Origin of the sequence: Flavobacterium sp. N502536 (genome assembly GCF_025947345.1) — a bacterium.
Lineage (GTDB): Bacteria > Bacteroidota > Bacteroidia > Flavobacteriales > Flavobacteriaceae > Flavobacterium.
Genome location: NZ_CP110011.1, coordinates 1,285,465 through 1,299,958, shown reverse-complemented (window position 1 = coordinate 1,299,958; position 14,494 = coordinate 1,285,465). Strand labels below are relative to the sequence as shown.

Here is a 14,494-nt window from a genome sequence, read left to right as displayed (position 1 = left end):
TTGACAAGTTTGATGAGGTTAACAAGCAGCTGGAGTTGTAAATGACTTTGCCGTATTTATGAAAATATTATGATAATATCCTGACTTTAAGATGTCAAAATGACAATTTTTGAATTTGGTTCAGAATTTGCGGTTTGTTTTGTAAATTTAATAATCAATCAAAAAAAAAAGATATGGGAAGTGGATATTTAATTCTTGCCGGAGCAATTATGTTGTTCAGCTGGTTAGTGAGTTCGAGACTCAAGAGTAAATTTGAGTTGTATTCTAAACTGCAATTGAGAAACGGAATGAGCGGTGCCGAAATCGCCGAAAAAATGCTGGCCGATAATGGTATTAGGGATGTTCGTGTCATTTCAACACCGGGTCAGTTGACCGATCATTATAATCCTGCAGATAAAACAGTCAATTTAAGTGAGGCGGTTTACAATCAGCGCAATGCCGCCGCTGCCGCAGTAGCTGCGCACGAGTGTGGACACGCCGTGCAACATGCTGTGGGGTATGAGTGGCTTACGATGCGTTCTAAATTGGTACCCATTGTAAGTGTAGCCTCCAATTATGTACAGTGGATTCTGTTAGCCGGAATTTTGATGATCAGAACTTTTCCGGGGCTGTTGCTGATTGGAATTATCATTTTTGCAGCAACCACATTGTTTACGATTATTACCTTGCCGGTAGAATATGATGCAAGTAACAGAGCGCTGGCCTGGTTGGAAAATAAACATATGCTAACGCAAGAAGAGCAGGCGGGAGCTAAGGATGCTTTAAAATGGGCTGCCAGAACTTATGTTGTAGCTGCAATCGGATCAATCGCAACGCTGTTGTACTATATCTCAATTTACTCCGGAAGCAGAAGGAATTAATGGGATAATTAGGTAATTTGTTAATTAGATAATTTTTGATAGAAATTAGGCCCGACAGGTTTTTAAAACCTTTCGGGCCTAATTATTTATAAGGGTAGAAGAATTATCTACTTGATATATAAAAAGTTTAAAAGGACAGGTTTTCAAAACCTGTCCGGTTTGTTGTTTAAAAAAACGTAAGTAAAATTATCTAATTTTCTCTTTACCGCATTTAAGATCTCTAAAGTTGAATTTGTCTGTCAATCTGCTGATCCAGCGAAATAAAAGTTTCTGTTCTTGAAACGCCTTCTATTGCCTGGATTTTGGTGTTTTAAAGCTGCATTAGGTGTTCGTTGTCGCGACAGATGATTTTAATCAAAACTGACCAGTTTCTGTCGTGTAGTGGCACTCTAAAACCTCGGGAATCTTCTTTAAATCTTTTACGGCTTCAGAGTTTCTGGAGGCTTTGTCCAGATAAACACCAACAAATGCCATGGTGTTGTATCCAGTACTTTCGGGTTAACGGTGAATTTTGAGCCTGAATATAACCTGATTGTTCCAGTTTTTTTAAACGCTGGTGAATCGCAGCTCCTGAAATGCCTATTTTATTGGCAATTTGTAAAATGGGTTTTCGGGCATCGTCCATCAGGTAGCGCAGGATTTCTTTATCGATACCGTCATTTTCAATTATAAGGGAGTTGATTTTCATTGGAGTTGTGATTTGAAACTAAATTTAGTTATTTGGTTTTAGATGTAAATCAAATGTACTCATAATGATTTGAAAAGAAAAATTCCAAATCTCAAATTCCAAATCCAAAATTCAAATTTGGAATAAGTTATGGTTTGGTTTCGATCGTGGGGATGCTGGAGTTGATAATGAAATGATCTGCAAGTGTTGCAATCATGGGCTGCGTTTGAAAAATTGCGACAGGATAAAAAAGAAAAATTCCAAATTTCAACTCTAAAGTTGGAATTTGGAATTTAAATATTGTTATTTCCTAAAAGGTTTTTATTTTCCTTTGTTTGCTTCGCTAATGTATTTTTCTAAAGCCATAGTCATCGAAGGCGTCTCAGGAGTTGGAGCAAGAATATCGATTCTTAATCCGTGATCAAGCGCTTCTTTTTGAGTTGTGCTTCCAAAAACTGCAATTCGGGTATCGTTTTGTTTAAAATCAGGGAAGTTTTTAAACAATGATTTGATTCCGGTTGGGCTAAAGAAGGCCAAAACATCATAATAAACATCTGCTAAGTCAGATAAGTCACTCATAACTGTTTTATAAAAAACAGCTTGTGCCCAGTCTACTTTTAGATTGTTTAAAGTTATAGGTGCGTCGGCATTCAATTGATCAGATGCTGGCAACAAGAATTTTTCGTCTTTGTACTTTTTGATAAGAGGTGATAAATCTGCAAAATCTTTTGCTCCAACGTAAATCTTACGTTTTCTATACACAACATACTTTTGCAGGTAAAATGCAACAGCTTCAGATTGGCAGAAATATTTCAATCCTTCAGGAACTTATAACGCATTTCATCTGCTACTCTGAAAAATGATCTACCGCATTACGGCTCGTCAAAATGATTGCAGTATAATGATTAAGATCGATTTTTTGTAAATCGTATCTCTTTGCATTAAACCCTTCCACATGAATAAATGGTCTGAAATCAATTTTTATTTTGTGTTTTTGTTGGAGCTCAAAGTAAGGAGAATTTTCCACTTTAGGTTCAGCTGTGACACCAAAATTGTTTTCACTTTCATATTATAAACATTTACTAAGCCGCCTCTTTTGTAATCCAATAATACATGAAATAATAAGGGGCTATTTCAAGAGCGCAAAGATATAAAATAAAATAAAATAACTTGCTGATTATTGCATTTTGATACGTTTTTATTGAAATAAAATATGAGTATAGGCTTATACACAGTGAAATGGCTATTATTGCTAGGGGTACAATCTTCGGAATATTGTCATAATAAAACAAAACAGCATTGATAGGAAGGATCAAAACGCCTATATAAGTTCTATAAGTGACTTTTTGTAAGTTAAAAAGGTCTGCAAATTCGTCAATATTGAAGGAGGTTGCTACAATTTTCTCAATTAAAAATTTTCCGAGAATAAAATAAAGTAAAAAATGTGGCAAGCTGAATGAATAAAAACCAGTCTGTTTTAGAGGCATATCCAAAAATATGCATCGTCAGTTGTATGAAAAAAGCATACGAAACAATTTGCACAAAAAATAAACCAACGGTAAAGCTGCTTCTTAAATGGTTATTGTCGCGATAGATTTTGGCGTATTTGTCTGAAAAAATAAGCTTGCTGAATTCGCTAAATCGGGTTTCATAAGCTGATTTTGTCATAGCAACAACGGCAAAGGGCAACACAAATAAAAGTGTCGCCCAGTCTTTGTTTTCCAGAATTCGGGGATGAAGTTGTTCAATCATAGCGATGCAAAATTAGTATTTTTTGTATCAATACTTTTATTATATATTTATTATGAATCAAATGCTATAAAAAGTTTACTTTTGCGGTGAAATTACTCAGAAAAATGAATGATTGTATTGTCATAATCCCTACTTACAACGAAATCGAAAATATTGAAAGCATAGTTAGAGCTGTACTTTCGCAACACAAACCTTTTCATCTTTTAATCATTGACGATAATTCGCCTGATCATACTGCCAATAAAGTAGTGGCGTTACAGGAAGAATTTCCGGACCGACTGTTTTTAGAAAAAGAGCTAAAAAATCAGGTTTAGGAACGGCCTATGTTCATGGTTTTAAATGGGCACTGGAACGTCAGTATAATTTCATTTTTGAAATGGATGCCGATTTTTCACACAATCCAAATGATCTCGAAAAGCTGTTTGATGCCTGCCATTTTGGTGGAGCTGATTTAGCTATTGGTTCTCGTTATGTACGGGGGTAGTAATTGTTGTCAACTGGCCATTAAGCCGTGTTTTGTTGTCGTATTTCGCTTCGGTTTACGTGAAATTTATTACCGGAATGAAAAATACACGATGCAACAGCAGGTTTTGTTTGTTATAAAAGAGAAGTGCTGGAAAAAAAATCAATCTTAACAAAATTAAATTTGTGGGTTATGCCTTCCAGATTGAGATGAAGTACAGAACTTATTGTGCTAAATTTGAAATTAAGGAGGTTCCAATTATCTTTACAGATCGTACAAAAGGAGTTTCTAAAATGAGCAATGCCATTATCAAAGAAGCGATACTGGGAGTAATTTCACTTCGATTGAAAAAATTAGTCAATACTTTATAAAGCTATGAAAATGAATAAGATTCTAATAAAAAATGCCAGAATTGTAAACGAAGGATCTATTTTTGAAGGAGATGTTTTGATCGAAAACGACCTGATTGTTGAAGTGGCAGACAGCATCAGTTTAAAAACATCTGACTGTAAAGTAATCGATGCCGAAGGAAATTATTTAATTCCGGGAGCTATTGATGATCAGGTGCATTTTAGAGAGCCTGGACTAACGCACAAAGGAGACATTGAGTCAGAATCAAGAGCAGCTGTGGCCGGAGGAATTACCTCTTTTATCGAGCAGCCTAATACTGTGCCCAATGCAGTAACTCAGGAAATTCTTGAAGATAAATATCAGGTTGCGGCCGTGAAGTCATTTGCGAATTATTCGTTTATGATGGGCGCTACCAATGATAATCTGGAAGAAGTTTTGAAAACAAATCCAAAGAATGTTGCCGGAGTAAAAATCTTTTTGGGTTCTTCAACGGAAATATGCTGGTAGATAATGAAGCAACTTTAGAAAAGATATTCTCAAGTACCCCAATGTTGATCGCAGTACATTGTGAAGACGAAACGACGATACACAAAATAATTTAAAACTGTTTAAAGAGCAGTATGGTGATGATATTCCGGTAACGGCGCATCATTTAATACGCAGCGAAGAAGCCTGTTATATTTCTTCTTCAAAAGCAGTAGCATTAGCGAAGAAAACAGGAGCGCGTTTGCATATCTTTCACCTTTCTACGGCGAAAGAAATGGAACTGTTTACCAATAAAATTCCATTGGAGGATAAAAAAATTACCGCTGAGGTTTGTGTGCATCATTTATGGTTCACGGATGAAGATTATAAAACCAAAGGGAATTTTATTAAATGGAACCTGCTGTAAAAACAGCAAACGACAGAAAAGCGCTTTGGGAAGCCTTAAACGACGGTCGTATTGATGTAATTGCAACCGACCATGCACCGCATACCAAAGAAGAGAAAATGCAGCCGTATCTGAATGCACCATCTGGCGGGCCGCTTGTACAGCATGCTGTTGTGGCTATGTTTGAAGCGCATCATCAGGGAAAAATCAGCGTAGAGAAAATTGTAGAGAAAATGTGCCACAATCCGGCTAAAATTTTCAAAATAGAAAAAAGAGGTTTTATCAAAGAAGGGTATTATGCCGATTTAGTGATTGTGAATCCAAGTTTGCCTTGGAGTGTAAAACCAGAGAATATTTTAGCAAAATGTGGATGGTCACCTTTTGAGAATTTTACTTTTAAGTCGAGAATTACACATACTTTTGTAAACGGTGAAATGGTTTACAATAACTTTAAGGTAAAAGATATTCGCGCAGGAAAACGTTTATTGTTTGACAGATAAAAAGCTGAAATGAAAAATTTTATAGTAATCGTATTGGTATTGTGTTTTTCTGTAAGTTGTAAAAAAGAGCTGGTCAAACAGCCTGCAAAGCTTATTGAGAAAGACAAAATGATTGATATTATGTATGATTTGTCTCTTATTGAAGCTATGAAATATCAGCATCCCGTTTCAGTAGACTCAGTCGAAACAAGCCCTACGGCGTTTATTCTGAAAAAGTATAAAATCGATAGTCTGCAATTTTCACAGAGCAATCGTTATTATGCTGCCGATTATGAGAATTACAAAAGCATGTTTGACGAAGTAGGAAAACGTTTGGCTGTTAATCAAAGAGCTGTCGATTCGATTTTGAAAATTGAAGAGAAAAATGCAGCAAAAGAAAAGAAAAACAAACTTAAGGATACACTTAAAGATAAAATCAAAAGAGACCTGAAAAAGATGCGTCTGGATTCTATCCGAAAAACAACACGGTTGAGCCGATAGTTGTTAAAGCTTCGAAATAGTATTGATGTACGTATGTACATCCTGAAAAACCGTTCCCAGAGCGGTTTTTATTTTTTCATTAGAATACAGATTGTTAGAATAGGAGGCCTTTGCGGTTGCTTTTGTCAGGCGTCTTTTTTGGAAAAACAAAGTTGAAAAAATTCCGTCGGCAACCCAAAGGAAGTTCATGAATACTGGTGTAGCATGAATACTGGGTCTTTTTACTTTTAACGTATCAGCAATTGTGTTTAGGATATCCTGAAAAACAATATTGTCGGCAATTAAAGTAAAGCGTTCGTTTTTTTATCGCTTTTCATCAATGCATTGGCAATTCGTGTCACATCGGTTATGGTTACAAAGCCGGTGCTCCCAAGTGTGTAAAAAGAAAGTCCGTTGGCTACTTTGACATAAAGTTCGGCACTTCCTTGTACATTGGTTTTATTCTTCGGGATCGGACCCATAATAACGCCCGGATTTAAGATAATGACGTCTAGACCTTCCTGTAAGCCACGCCAGACTTCCATTTCGGCTCCATATTTAGAAATGGCGTAATCACTATGGGGTTTTTCGGGATTCCAGTCGGTTTCTTCTGTAATGTACGTTTCGTGAGCTGCCAGATCTCCTAAAGCTGCTATAGAACTTATATAACAGAACTTTTTTACCGCTCTGGCAATCGAAAAATTAACCATATTAGCAGTTCCTTCGATATTGATTTTTCGAAGGGCTTCTTCGTCTTTGGGATCAAATGAAATCAGTGCAGCACAATGATACACATAATCAATGTTTGTAAAGGCGATTTCTAAAGAAGAGACATCCAAAATGTCTGCTTCAACCCATTCGATTTTTTCAAACAGTTCTCCTTTTTTGTACAATTCAAAAACCGATTTGGTTTTCTCAATATTATTCAGATTTCGGTAAATAGCCCGGACATTTTCCCCATTTTCAATCAAATGAAGTAATAAATGTGCGCCAACTAAACCTGTACCTCCTGTTACTAATACCATTTTGTAAAGATAACTTTTTTGTTTTTAAGGTACAAAGGGGCAGAGGCTCAAAGTTGCAAAGGTTTTATTTTGTTGTCAGTGATCAAAGCTAGCCGTTTGTAGCTAAGAATTTTGAGGTTGAAATTACTTTTTGTTGCTGATAATGAAACTGCTTTTTGCCATTGCCGTTACCATTGATTATATTTGCACAAATTATTAAAAAAATGAAGAATCTAGTTGAAGAATTAAAATGGCGCGGGTTATATCATGATAGCATGCCAGGAACGGAAGAACAATTGCTAAAAGAGGTAACTACAGCTTATATAGGTTTTGATCCAACGGCAGATTCGCTGCATATTGGCAGCATGGTTCAGATTATTTTATTGGTTCATTTAAAGAATTTTGGACATCAGCCTATCGCTTTGGTGGGTGGTGCAACCGGAATGATTGGAGATCCATCCGGAAAATCTGATGAAAGAAATTTGCTGAACGAAGAAACGCTGGCTAAAAACGTGGCGGGTATCAAAAGTGTTTTGTCTCGTTTTCTTGACTTTAATTCAAGCGATACAAATGCTCCTGTGATGGTGAACAACTATGACTGGATGAAAGAATTCTCGTTTATTGATTTTGCACGTGAAGTTGGAAAACGTATCACAGTAAATTATATGATGGCTAAGGATTCTGTTAAAAAGAGATTTGCCGGAGAAGGCGAAGGTATGTCTTTTACAGAGTTTACGTATCAGTTAATTCAGGGTTACGATTTTTATCATTTATATAAAAATAACAATTGTATCCTTCAAATGGGAGGTTCGGACCAGTGGGGAAATATTACCACGGGTACAGAATTAGTGCGCAGAATGGGAGGAGAAAATGCAAAAGCTTTTGCCTTGACTACACCATTAATTACAAAAGCTGACGGATCTAAATTCGGGAAATCGGAAGGTGGAAATGTCTGGTTGGATGCTGATAAAACATCGGTATATAAATTTTACCAGTTTTGGGTAAATGCAACGGATGCTGATGCTGAGAAATATATTAAGATCTTTACGTTTTTAGACAAGGATACTATCGAGGCTTTAATCGAAGAGCACAAAACAGCTCCGCATTTAAGAGTTTTACAGAAGAAACTGGCTGAAGAGATCACCATTTTTGTGCACAGTAAAGAAGAATTAGAAAAAGCGATTCAGGCTTCGAATATTTTGTTTGGAAATTCTACAGCTGAAGATTTGAAAAAATTGGATGAAGCAACTTTTTTGGAAGTTTTTGACGGTGTTCCTCAGGCCGAAATCGCAAAAGCAGATCTAGAAAACGGTTTGGAGATTATCACGGTTTTAAACGAAAAAACAGGTTTCTTTAAATCAAACGGAGAAGCGAGACGTGCCTTAACAGCAAATTCGATCTCGGTGAACAGAGAAAAAATAAAAGAAGATTTTGTTTTAACTACAAATGATTTAATCAATAATCAGTTTGTGTTATTACAAAGTGGAAAGAAGAACTATTTCGTAATTAGAGTGGTTTAGATTGTTTAACTGTTTAATCGGTTAACCGTTAATTTGATTAATCGGTTAATTGTTTAATCGTTTTTTTTAGAGAGCGATTAAACGATTCAACAAATCAACGATTCAACATCTTAAAGTACCATCAGGTTACAGCCACGAATATCAGAATTATCAAAACGTCCCAATACCTCGAAAGAGTTGTTGGGATATTTTTTGCCTAAATCCTGGGTGGCGATAAAGGAACATGAATTGATGTTGGCCAAATCAATAACGTTGATTCCGCCGGTTTTTCCGTCTTTCACGTAAGTGAGCGCATCTTCGGGATCGCGAACCAAAATGTTCATCCACGACGGACACTCAAAAATACCTTCGCCCAGAGAATAAGCTTGTCCTAAAAGTTCGGTCATGCCGTATTCTGAATGAATGGCCGATACACCAAACCCTGCACAAAGCTGTTCGTGTAATTCTTCGCGAATCATTTCTTTACGTTTACCTTTCATACCGCCAGTTTCCATAATAATGGTATTCTGGAGCTTGAATTGGTGTTTCTCAATCAGATCCAGTAAGGCATAGGTAACCCCAATTAAGATCACATTTTGACCGGATTCGTCTAAAGCGGTAAGCTTTTTAATCAGGTCGTCGTGATTGTGCAGGTAAAACCCGCTGTCAGGCTGATTGGAGAGTTTTATTAAATCTTCGACCATATAGATTAGCGAAGATCCATCGCGTTCGAGATAGGACGGTAAAAGTGCTAAAACAACGTAATCCTCTATGTTGCCATAGAATTGTGAAAATCCGTTGCGGTAGCTTTCTTCGTAAAGGGTAACATCGGTAACGATATGCCTGCTGGTAATCGTACCGGTTGTTCCGCTGCTCGTAAAAGTGACCTGAGTCGGATCAGTATTGGAAACGACATTGTGGCTTTTGAAAAACTGAATGGGTAAAAAAGGAATTTGCTCGAGGGCTTTTACCTGTTGTGGATTTACCTTTAAAAAATCACAGAAATCACGATATACAACGTTATTCTCATGTTGAAAACGAAACACTTTTAGTGCTATTTTTTCAAATTGTTTCTGACTTGAAATGGTAAAGATATCGTTGGCTGTGATCAAAACTTTTTTTGTGCAAAGATATTGTTTTTAGTGTTTAGTCACAGTATTCAGTCACAGTTTTCATTTTAGGGTTTCACAGAAACTGAAAACTGTGACCGCGACTGAAAACTAAAAAAGCTCCAAAAGGAGCTTTTTTTATCGAATAATGAGTTTTCGTGTTGCCGAATTATTTTCTTCGCTTATTTTAATGATGTAAACGCCGGGAACCAGATCCGAAACGTTTAATTCTCGCGAACTTAAATGTGTCTGAAGTACTTTTTTACCCAAAACATCAAAGATAATGATCTCTTTTTCTAAATCATTTTTAGAAGAGATTGTTACTTTTCCACCAGTTACTGGATTAGGGTACAAGCTTAGACCCTCAATGGTTGCTGCCTGTTGAGGTTTTGGTAATTGCTTGCTGTCTTGTGCTGAAACACTAACAGTAAAGAAAAAAGCCAATAAGAAAGTAATATAAAAGTAATTTTTTGCCATCGCGTTATTTTGGTTACTGTAAATGTACAAAAAAAAATTACAAAAATTACGCCAAAAAAAAACATCCTAAATTTTTAGGATGTTTTTAACAATTTAGGCTCGAAGTAATTAGAAATCAACTACTAGGCTGATAACTATCGACTATAGAAGTACCTCGTGATATTAGGAATCCGATGGTATAAAAAAAGCTGCCTGAAATTGAATTCAGGCAGCTTCATTTTTATTTTATGTATTTAATTATTTAGTCCAGTTAGCCCAACTTGGTAAGTCAGCACCAGCACCAGCACCAACAGCACCAGTTGTAGTTCCTGATAATTTAGGACCAACTAAATTAGTTATAGAAGCTCCAAAAGTATAGTTTGTGATGGTAAAGTTACCAGCAGCAATGTTTGCAGTTGCACCAGCATCAGTAGACAATTTAGCTAAGTCTGCAGGCATTCCAGTTGCAACAAATAAGTTTGTGTAAGCTTGTTTTCCACCACCTTCTTTGTAGTTGATTGCTTTTTCGTCTGCTAAGAAAGCAGCATCACCTTTAACGATAGAGATATTGATGATTTTAGCGTTAGTCATTGGAACAGCTCCACTTGGATCTTTTGCGTTTGTAGATCCTTCAACACCTGCTTTAGTAACACCTTTAATGTAAACGTTTGTAGCAGTACCTACCCATCCGTCAGCAAAATCTAATGAATCATCATAAGAGTTAATGATTGTAAGGTTAGTAGCGTTTACAGCTCCACCAAAAAATTCGATTCCATCATCACCACTTTCAAAAGTGTAGATGTCAGATACTACAGTTCCAGAACCTACTCCGAAGAAAGAAACTCCATTGTATTCTTTTTCAGCAGTATATTTAGAACCTGTATAAGATATTTTTAAGAAGTTGATATTTCCAGAAGAATCTGCATTATCATTACCTCCGTAGCTTAAACCACCAACTTCAGTTGTACCGTTATCTCCAGTGTTTACTTTAGCGTTACCAGCGATAATTAATCCACCCCAGTCACTTTGAGCAGGAGTAGCTTTTCCAGATGTCATAATAACTGGTTTAGCGGCAGTACCGTTGATGTTAATTTTAGCATTTCTTTCTACAGCAATATATAAAGATGTAGCTAGTGCAGTAGCAGAACTTTTAATTGTAGTTCCAGCAGGAATAACCAAAGTAGCTCCACCTTTAACAACTAAACCTCCAGTTAAAGTGTAAGTTTTAGTTGGGTCTAAAGTTACAGTACCGTCATTAATGTTTCCTTGTAAATCGTCAACTTTCAATACAAAAGTACTTGTGTTTTCGTTCTTTTTATTGTTGTCGTCAGAACTACAGCTTGTTAAAGCAAGTCCTAATATTGCAGCCATTGCAAATAATGATTTTTTCATTGTTGTTGTGTTTTATTGTTTTATTTATTCATGGCAAAGTAAGTGAACATATGTTTTTGCTGAGTTAAGACCGCATTAACAATGTATTAAGTATAACTGTTAAAAAATAAAACTGCTTAATGTAAAGTTTACATTGGATTATGATGAATAAAAAAAGGTGATTAGCCAATGCTAATCACCTCTTGAGTTTTTATGGTTTTGCTTTCTTTTAGAATGTGTAGCTTAAAGTAAGTCTGAAATCTGAACCTGCTTTGTATGAAACAGCTGTAATATCACCAATAGATTCTTTTCCTGGTACTTTTCCTTGCTCTTGTACACGTTTGAAAGTCGGATTCAGGATGTTGTTGTAGATAAGACCTAATTTTAAGTTTTTGGTTAAACTTGCATTAGCGATAAAGTCTAATTTGTTTACAGCTTTGTCAACCAGGTTACCTACTCTTGAAGTTCCAATAACAGCTAATTTATCTGAAAAATAAGAATAAGATATTGTTGCGCTGAAATCCTTTCCTTCTCTGTATTCATTTAAAAATGATAAGTTAGCATTTGCTAAGAAATTAGAAGCTCCTGTTAATTTACTTTCTGTAAAAGTAAAGTTTGCTCCAAAATCATTTTCGTTGTTTACTTTATCATTGCTTAGGTCTTGGTTTGTGTATAAATAAGATCCGTTTGCGTCAAAAGTAAGTTTTGTCTTTAAGTTGTTGTCTTTTTCAATTTCAAAAATTTCTTTTTTAAATTCTACTTCAACTCCTGCTACTGTTGCTTTATCACCTGTATTTGCATAAGAAATATCATTTGAAGAAGAGTTTAAGAACATTTCATTGATTGGATTTTGAATAATTTTTCCGAAAGCGGTTACAGAGATTAATTCTGAACTTTTTGGGAAAAATTCCCATCCTAAATCGAAGTTGTAATTTGTTGAAGCATATAATCTTGGGTTTCCTTCGTAGGCTTGTGCAACATCTTCGTAAATAATTGGCACTTTTTCTTTAAACTGAGGAAGTGTATACGTTTTACTTGCAGAGAATTTTAAATTTTGCTTATCTGTCAAGGTGTATTTCGAGATTAAACTTGGTAGAATGTTAAACTTTGAATCATTTGAATTATCACCATTTGGAACTGTAGTGGTGATATAGAAAACATTTTGAGTTAATTGCTCTAATCTTGCTCCAAGTATTACACTTAATCTATCCGTTAAGGAATATTGAACATTTGCAAATGCAGCATTAATATCTAAATTTCCATTGTACAATTGGTTAATTCTGTTGGAGTAAGCGGAACCCCAATTTGCTTGATTTAAATAGTTGTCTACGTGATGAATATCTTCTTTAGGGAAAGAAACGGTAGTTCTGTTCGGGAAGAATGAATATTGTTCCATTTTGTAATCTACATCCTTGAACTTTCCTGAATAACCAACAGTTATTTTTCCTTTGTAGGTATCATCGCTTTTTTTGTTGAAATTATATGATAATGCAATATTTGCAGCGATTTCATTTTCCTTTAAGTCCTGAAAAAATCGGTGATTGTTGATGTTAGAGTTGGTAAAAAATGTATAATCTTTAGCATTTGGAGCATATACAAAAGAGTTTTGCATACGATCCGGAATTGAACTGTTAGACATACTATACCCTACTCCCCAGTTTAAATTCCACTGATCGTTGAATTTGTTTTTTCCTGTTAATTGGTTTACAATTAATTGAGTTCTTTCAAAAGTTCCACGTTTGATAAAACCTGAAATTTGTTGAAGAGCGTCTCCGCCACCGTCAAAATTCTGGTTTGTTCCTTCGTACTCACTGTAATCCTGATCACTTGAATTTAAGAATAAAGAAGTAAAGAAGATTGAGTTTTTATTATTGATTTTATAATCAGCAGTACCCATAACAGTTGTAGTAGTGCTATGTTTGTATGATGTTCTGATAAAGTCAGAAAAGATATCTCCATCAGAAGTAATTCCTCCTCTGCTGTATCCTTCTGTGTATTTGTTTTTTGCGCTAAATGAACCAGTAACAAAAGTACCGATTGAACTTTCGTCATTTATAGTAAATCTTTTACCGGCAGATAACGTATAGAAAGCATTTAATACATTCTTGTTTTCTTGTCTGTCCCAGCTTGTTGCATAGCTATATGGCTGAAGTGGAGCATTAGGAACGCCAACTTTTTTAAATCCGGTATAAGTAGGTCCGTCTTGCAAGTAAAAATGATCCTGACCTAATACGTTTGTGTTAGCTCCTGTTCCAATTGAAAAAGTAACGAATGGTTTTCCATTGAATTTTTTTGCGCTAATATCAATATTTGCTCCTCCGAAATCGGCATAATTTTGAGATTCAAAAGTTTTGCTAATTCCGATATTATCTACAATATTTGTAGAGAAAATTTCCAACAAAATATTTTTGTTTGCCGGATTGTTTGATGGTAAAGGAAGTCCGTTTAAAGTCGTAACATTATAACGATCTCCTAATCCTCTTACGAAAACATTTCCGGAGTCATCCTGTTTAGAAACACCACTTATTTTAGCAACAGCATTTGCAACGTCGTTAACTCCTTTTCTTGAGATTTCCTCTGCTCCAATGGCAGCTTTAAATGAAACTGCATTTTTTTGATCTAAAAGTAATGCCGATTCTTTTTGCTTGTTTACTGCAGATGATTTTACAACAACATCTTTAAGTGTAAAATTTCCTGATGAAAGTACCTGATTTACTGTAATAGTTTCATTTGCTTTAACAGTTACTGGCTTTTCTACAGATTCATATCCAACGAAACTAAAAATAATGATATAATTTCCTGGATTTACATTAAAGGAATATTTCCCCTCAATGTCAGTGTTCGCGCTCATGTTAGTTCCCTTTAATAAAACATTTGCGAAAGGTAAAGCTTCATTGTTGGTTTCTTTGTCGGTTAATACACCAGAAATCGTACCTTTGTTTTGTGCGATCGAAATCGTACAGATGAATAATGTGATAAATAGAAATTTTAAATTGAATTTCATTTCAGTGTTGTGTTTAAATTTTTGTGCAAAGAAAGAGACGCTGTGTAAAGTTCATGTTAGCCACTTGTTATGTTTTCGTGTTGTCTAGATTATCAAATTGTTACCAGATTAAATTACCGTTAACCGTA

7 protein-coding genes and 6 pseudogenes are annotated in these 14,494 nt (G+C 35.4%); 5 read left to right on the top strand and 8 right to left on the bottom strand.

What is annotated here, in order from left to right; genetic code table 11:
• Positions 1 to 173: 173 nt before the first annotated feature.
• Positions 174 to 860 (top strand): zinc metallopeptidase, encoded by a 687-nt coding sequence (locus tag OLM61_RS05875; RefSeq protein WP_264525481.1) that lies wholly within the window; start codon positions 174 to 176, stop codon positions 858 to 860.
• A 220-nt stretch (positions 861 to 1,080) separates the two neighbouring features.
• Here the strand turns inward: OLM61_RS05875 and OLM61_RS05870 are convergent.
• The 3 pseudogenes from OLM61_RS05870 to OLM61_RS05860 form a co-directional block, all read right to left on the bottom strand.
• Positions 1,081 to 1,548 (bottom strand): annotated as a pseudogene (locus tag OLM61_RS05870) (Lrp/AsnC family transcriptional regulator).
• Positions 1,549 to 1,848: 300 nt separating this feature from the next.
• Positions 1,849 to 2,595, bottom strand: a pseudogene (locus OLM61_RS05865) (uroporphyrinogen-III synthase).
• 14 nt (positions 2,596 to 2,609) lie between these two features.
• Positions 2,610 to 3,279, bottom strand: a pseudogene (locus OLM61_RS05860) (DUF4271 domain-containing protein).
• Between the two features lie 104 nt (positions 3,280 to 3,383).
• On the opposite strand from OLM61_RS05860, the pseudogene OLM61_RS05855 reads away from it, so the two are divergent.
• The 3 genes and pseudogenes from OLM61_RS05855 to OLM61_RS05845 all read left to right on the top strand — a co-directional run bounded on the left by OLM61_RS05855 (position 3,384) and on the right by OLM61_RS05845 (position 5,944).
• Positions 3,384 to 4,113, top strand: a pseudogene (locus tag OLM61_RS05855) (polyprenol monophosphomannose synthase).
• 10 nt (positions 4,114 to 4,123) lie between these two features.
• Positions 4,124 to 5,464, top strand: a pseudogene (locus OLM61_RS05850) (dihydroorotase).
• A gap of 9 nt (positions 5,465 to 5,473) precedes the next feature.
• Positions 5,474 to 5,944: a DUF4296 domain-containing protein gene (locus OLM61_RS05845; protein ID WP_264525480.1), complete on the top strand. Its 471-nt coding sequence runs from the start codon at positions 5,474 to 5,476 to the stop codon at positions 5,942 to 5,944.
• 3 nt (positions 5,945 to 5,947) lie between these two features.
• On the opposite strand, the pseudogene OLM61_RS05840 reads toward OLM61_RS05845, so the two are convergent.
• Positions 5,948 to 6,948, bottom strand: a pseudogene (locus tag OLM61_RS05840) (NAD-dependent epimerase/dehydratase family protein).
• Positions 6,949 to 7,151: 203 nt separating this feature from the next.
• Between OLM61_RS05840 and tyrS the strand changes: the two are divergent.
• Positions 7,152 to 8,447, top strand: coding sequence for a tyrosine--tRNA ligase (gene tyrS / locus OLM61_RS05835; RefSeq protein ID WP_264525479.1), 1,296 nt, complete (start codon positions 7,152 to 7,154; stop codon positions 8,445 to 8,447).
• A 110-nt stretch (positions 8,448 to 8,557) separates the two neighbouring features.
• On the opposite strand, the gene OLM61_RS05830 is transcribed toward tyrS, so the two are convergent.
• The 4 genes from OLM61_RS05830 to OLM61_RS05815 form a co-directional block, all read right to left on the bottom strand.
• The gene (locus OLM61_RS05830) at positions 8,558 to 9,538 is read right to left on the bottom strand and encodes an acyl transferase (RefSeq protein WP_264525478.1); all 981 of its coding nucleotides are present in this window, start codon (positions 9,536 to 9,538) and stop codon (positions 8,558 to 8,560) included.
• A gap of 135 nt (positions 9,539 to 9,673) precedes the next feature.
• Positions 9,674 to 10,012, bottom strand: coding sequence for a T9SS type A sorting domain-containing protein (locus tag OLM61_RS05825; protein WP_264525477.1), 339 nt, complete (start codon positions 10,010 to 10,012; stop codon positions 9,674 to 9,676).
• A 237-nt stretch (positions 10,013 to 10,249) separates the two neighbouring features.
• The gene (locus tag OLM61_RS05820; RefSeq protein ID WP_264525476.1) at positions 10,250 to 11,383 is read right to left on the bottom strand and encodes a hypothetical protein; all 1,134 of its coding nucleotides are present in this window, start codon (positions 11,381 to 11,383) and stop codon (positions 10,250 to 10,252) included.
• Between the two features lie 208 nt (positions 11,384 to 11,591).
• Positions 11,592 to 14,366, bottom strand: coding sequence for a TonB-dependent receptor (locus OLM61_RS05815; RefSeq protein ID WP_264525475.1), 2,775 nt, complete (start codon positions 14,364 to 14,366; stop codon positions 11,592 to 11,594).
• Positions 14,367 to 14,494 lie beyond the last annotated feature (128 nt).

Coding starts and splice junctions, on each gene's coding strand:
- OLM61_RS05875 (WP_264525481.1), top strand. CDS start 174: ATGGGAAGTGGATATTTAATTCTTGCCGGAGCAATTATGTTGTTCAGC.
- OLM61_RS05845 (WP_264525480.1), top strand. CDS start 5,474: ATGAAAAATTTTATAGTAATCGTATTGGTATTGTGTTTTTCTGTAAGT.
- OLM61_RS05815 (WP_264525475.1), bottom strand. CDS start 14,366: ATGAAATTCAATTTAAAATTTCTATTTATCACATTATTCATCTGTACG.
- OLM61_RS05820 (WP_264525476.1), bottom strand. CDS start 11,383: ATGAAAAAATCATTATTTGCAATGGCTGCAATATTAGGACTTGCTTTA.
- tyrS (WP_264525479.1), top strand. CDS start 7,152: ATGAAGAATCTAGTTGAAGAATTAAAATGGCGCGGGTTATATCATGAT.
- OLM61_RS05825 (WP_264525477.1), bottom strand. CDS start 10,012: ATGGCAAAAAATTACTTTTATATTACTTTCTTATTGGCTTTTTTCTTT.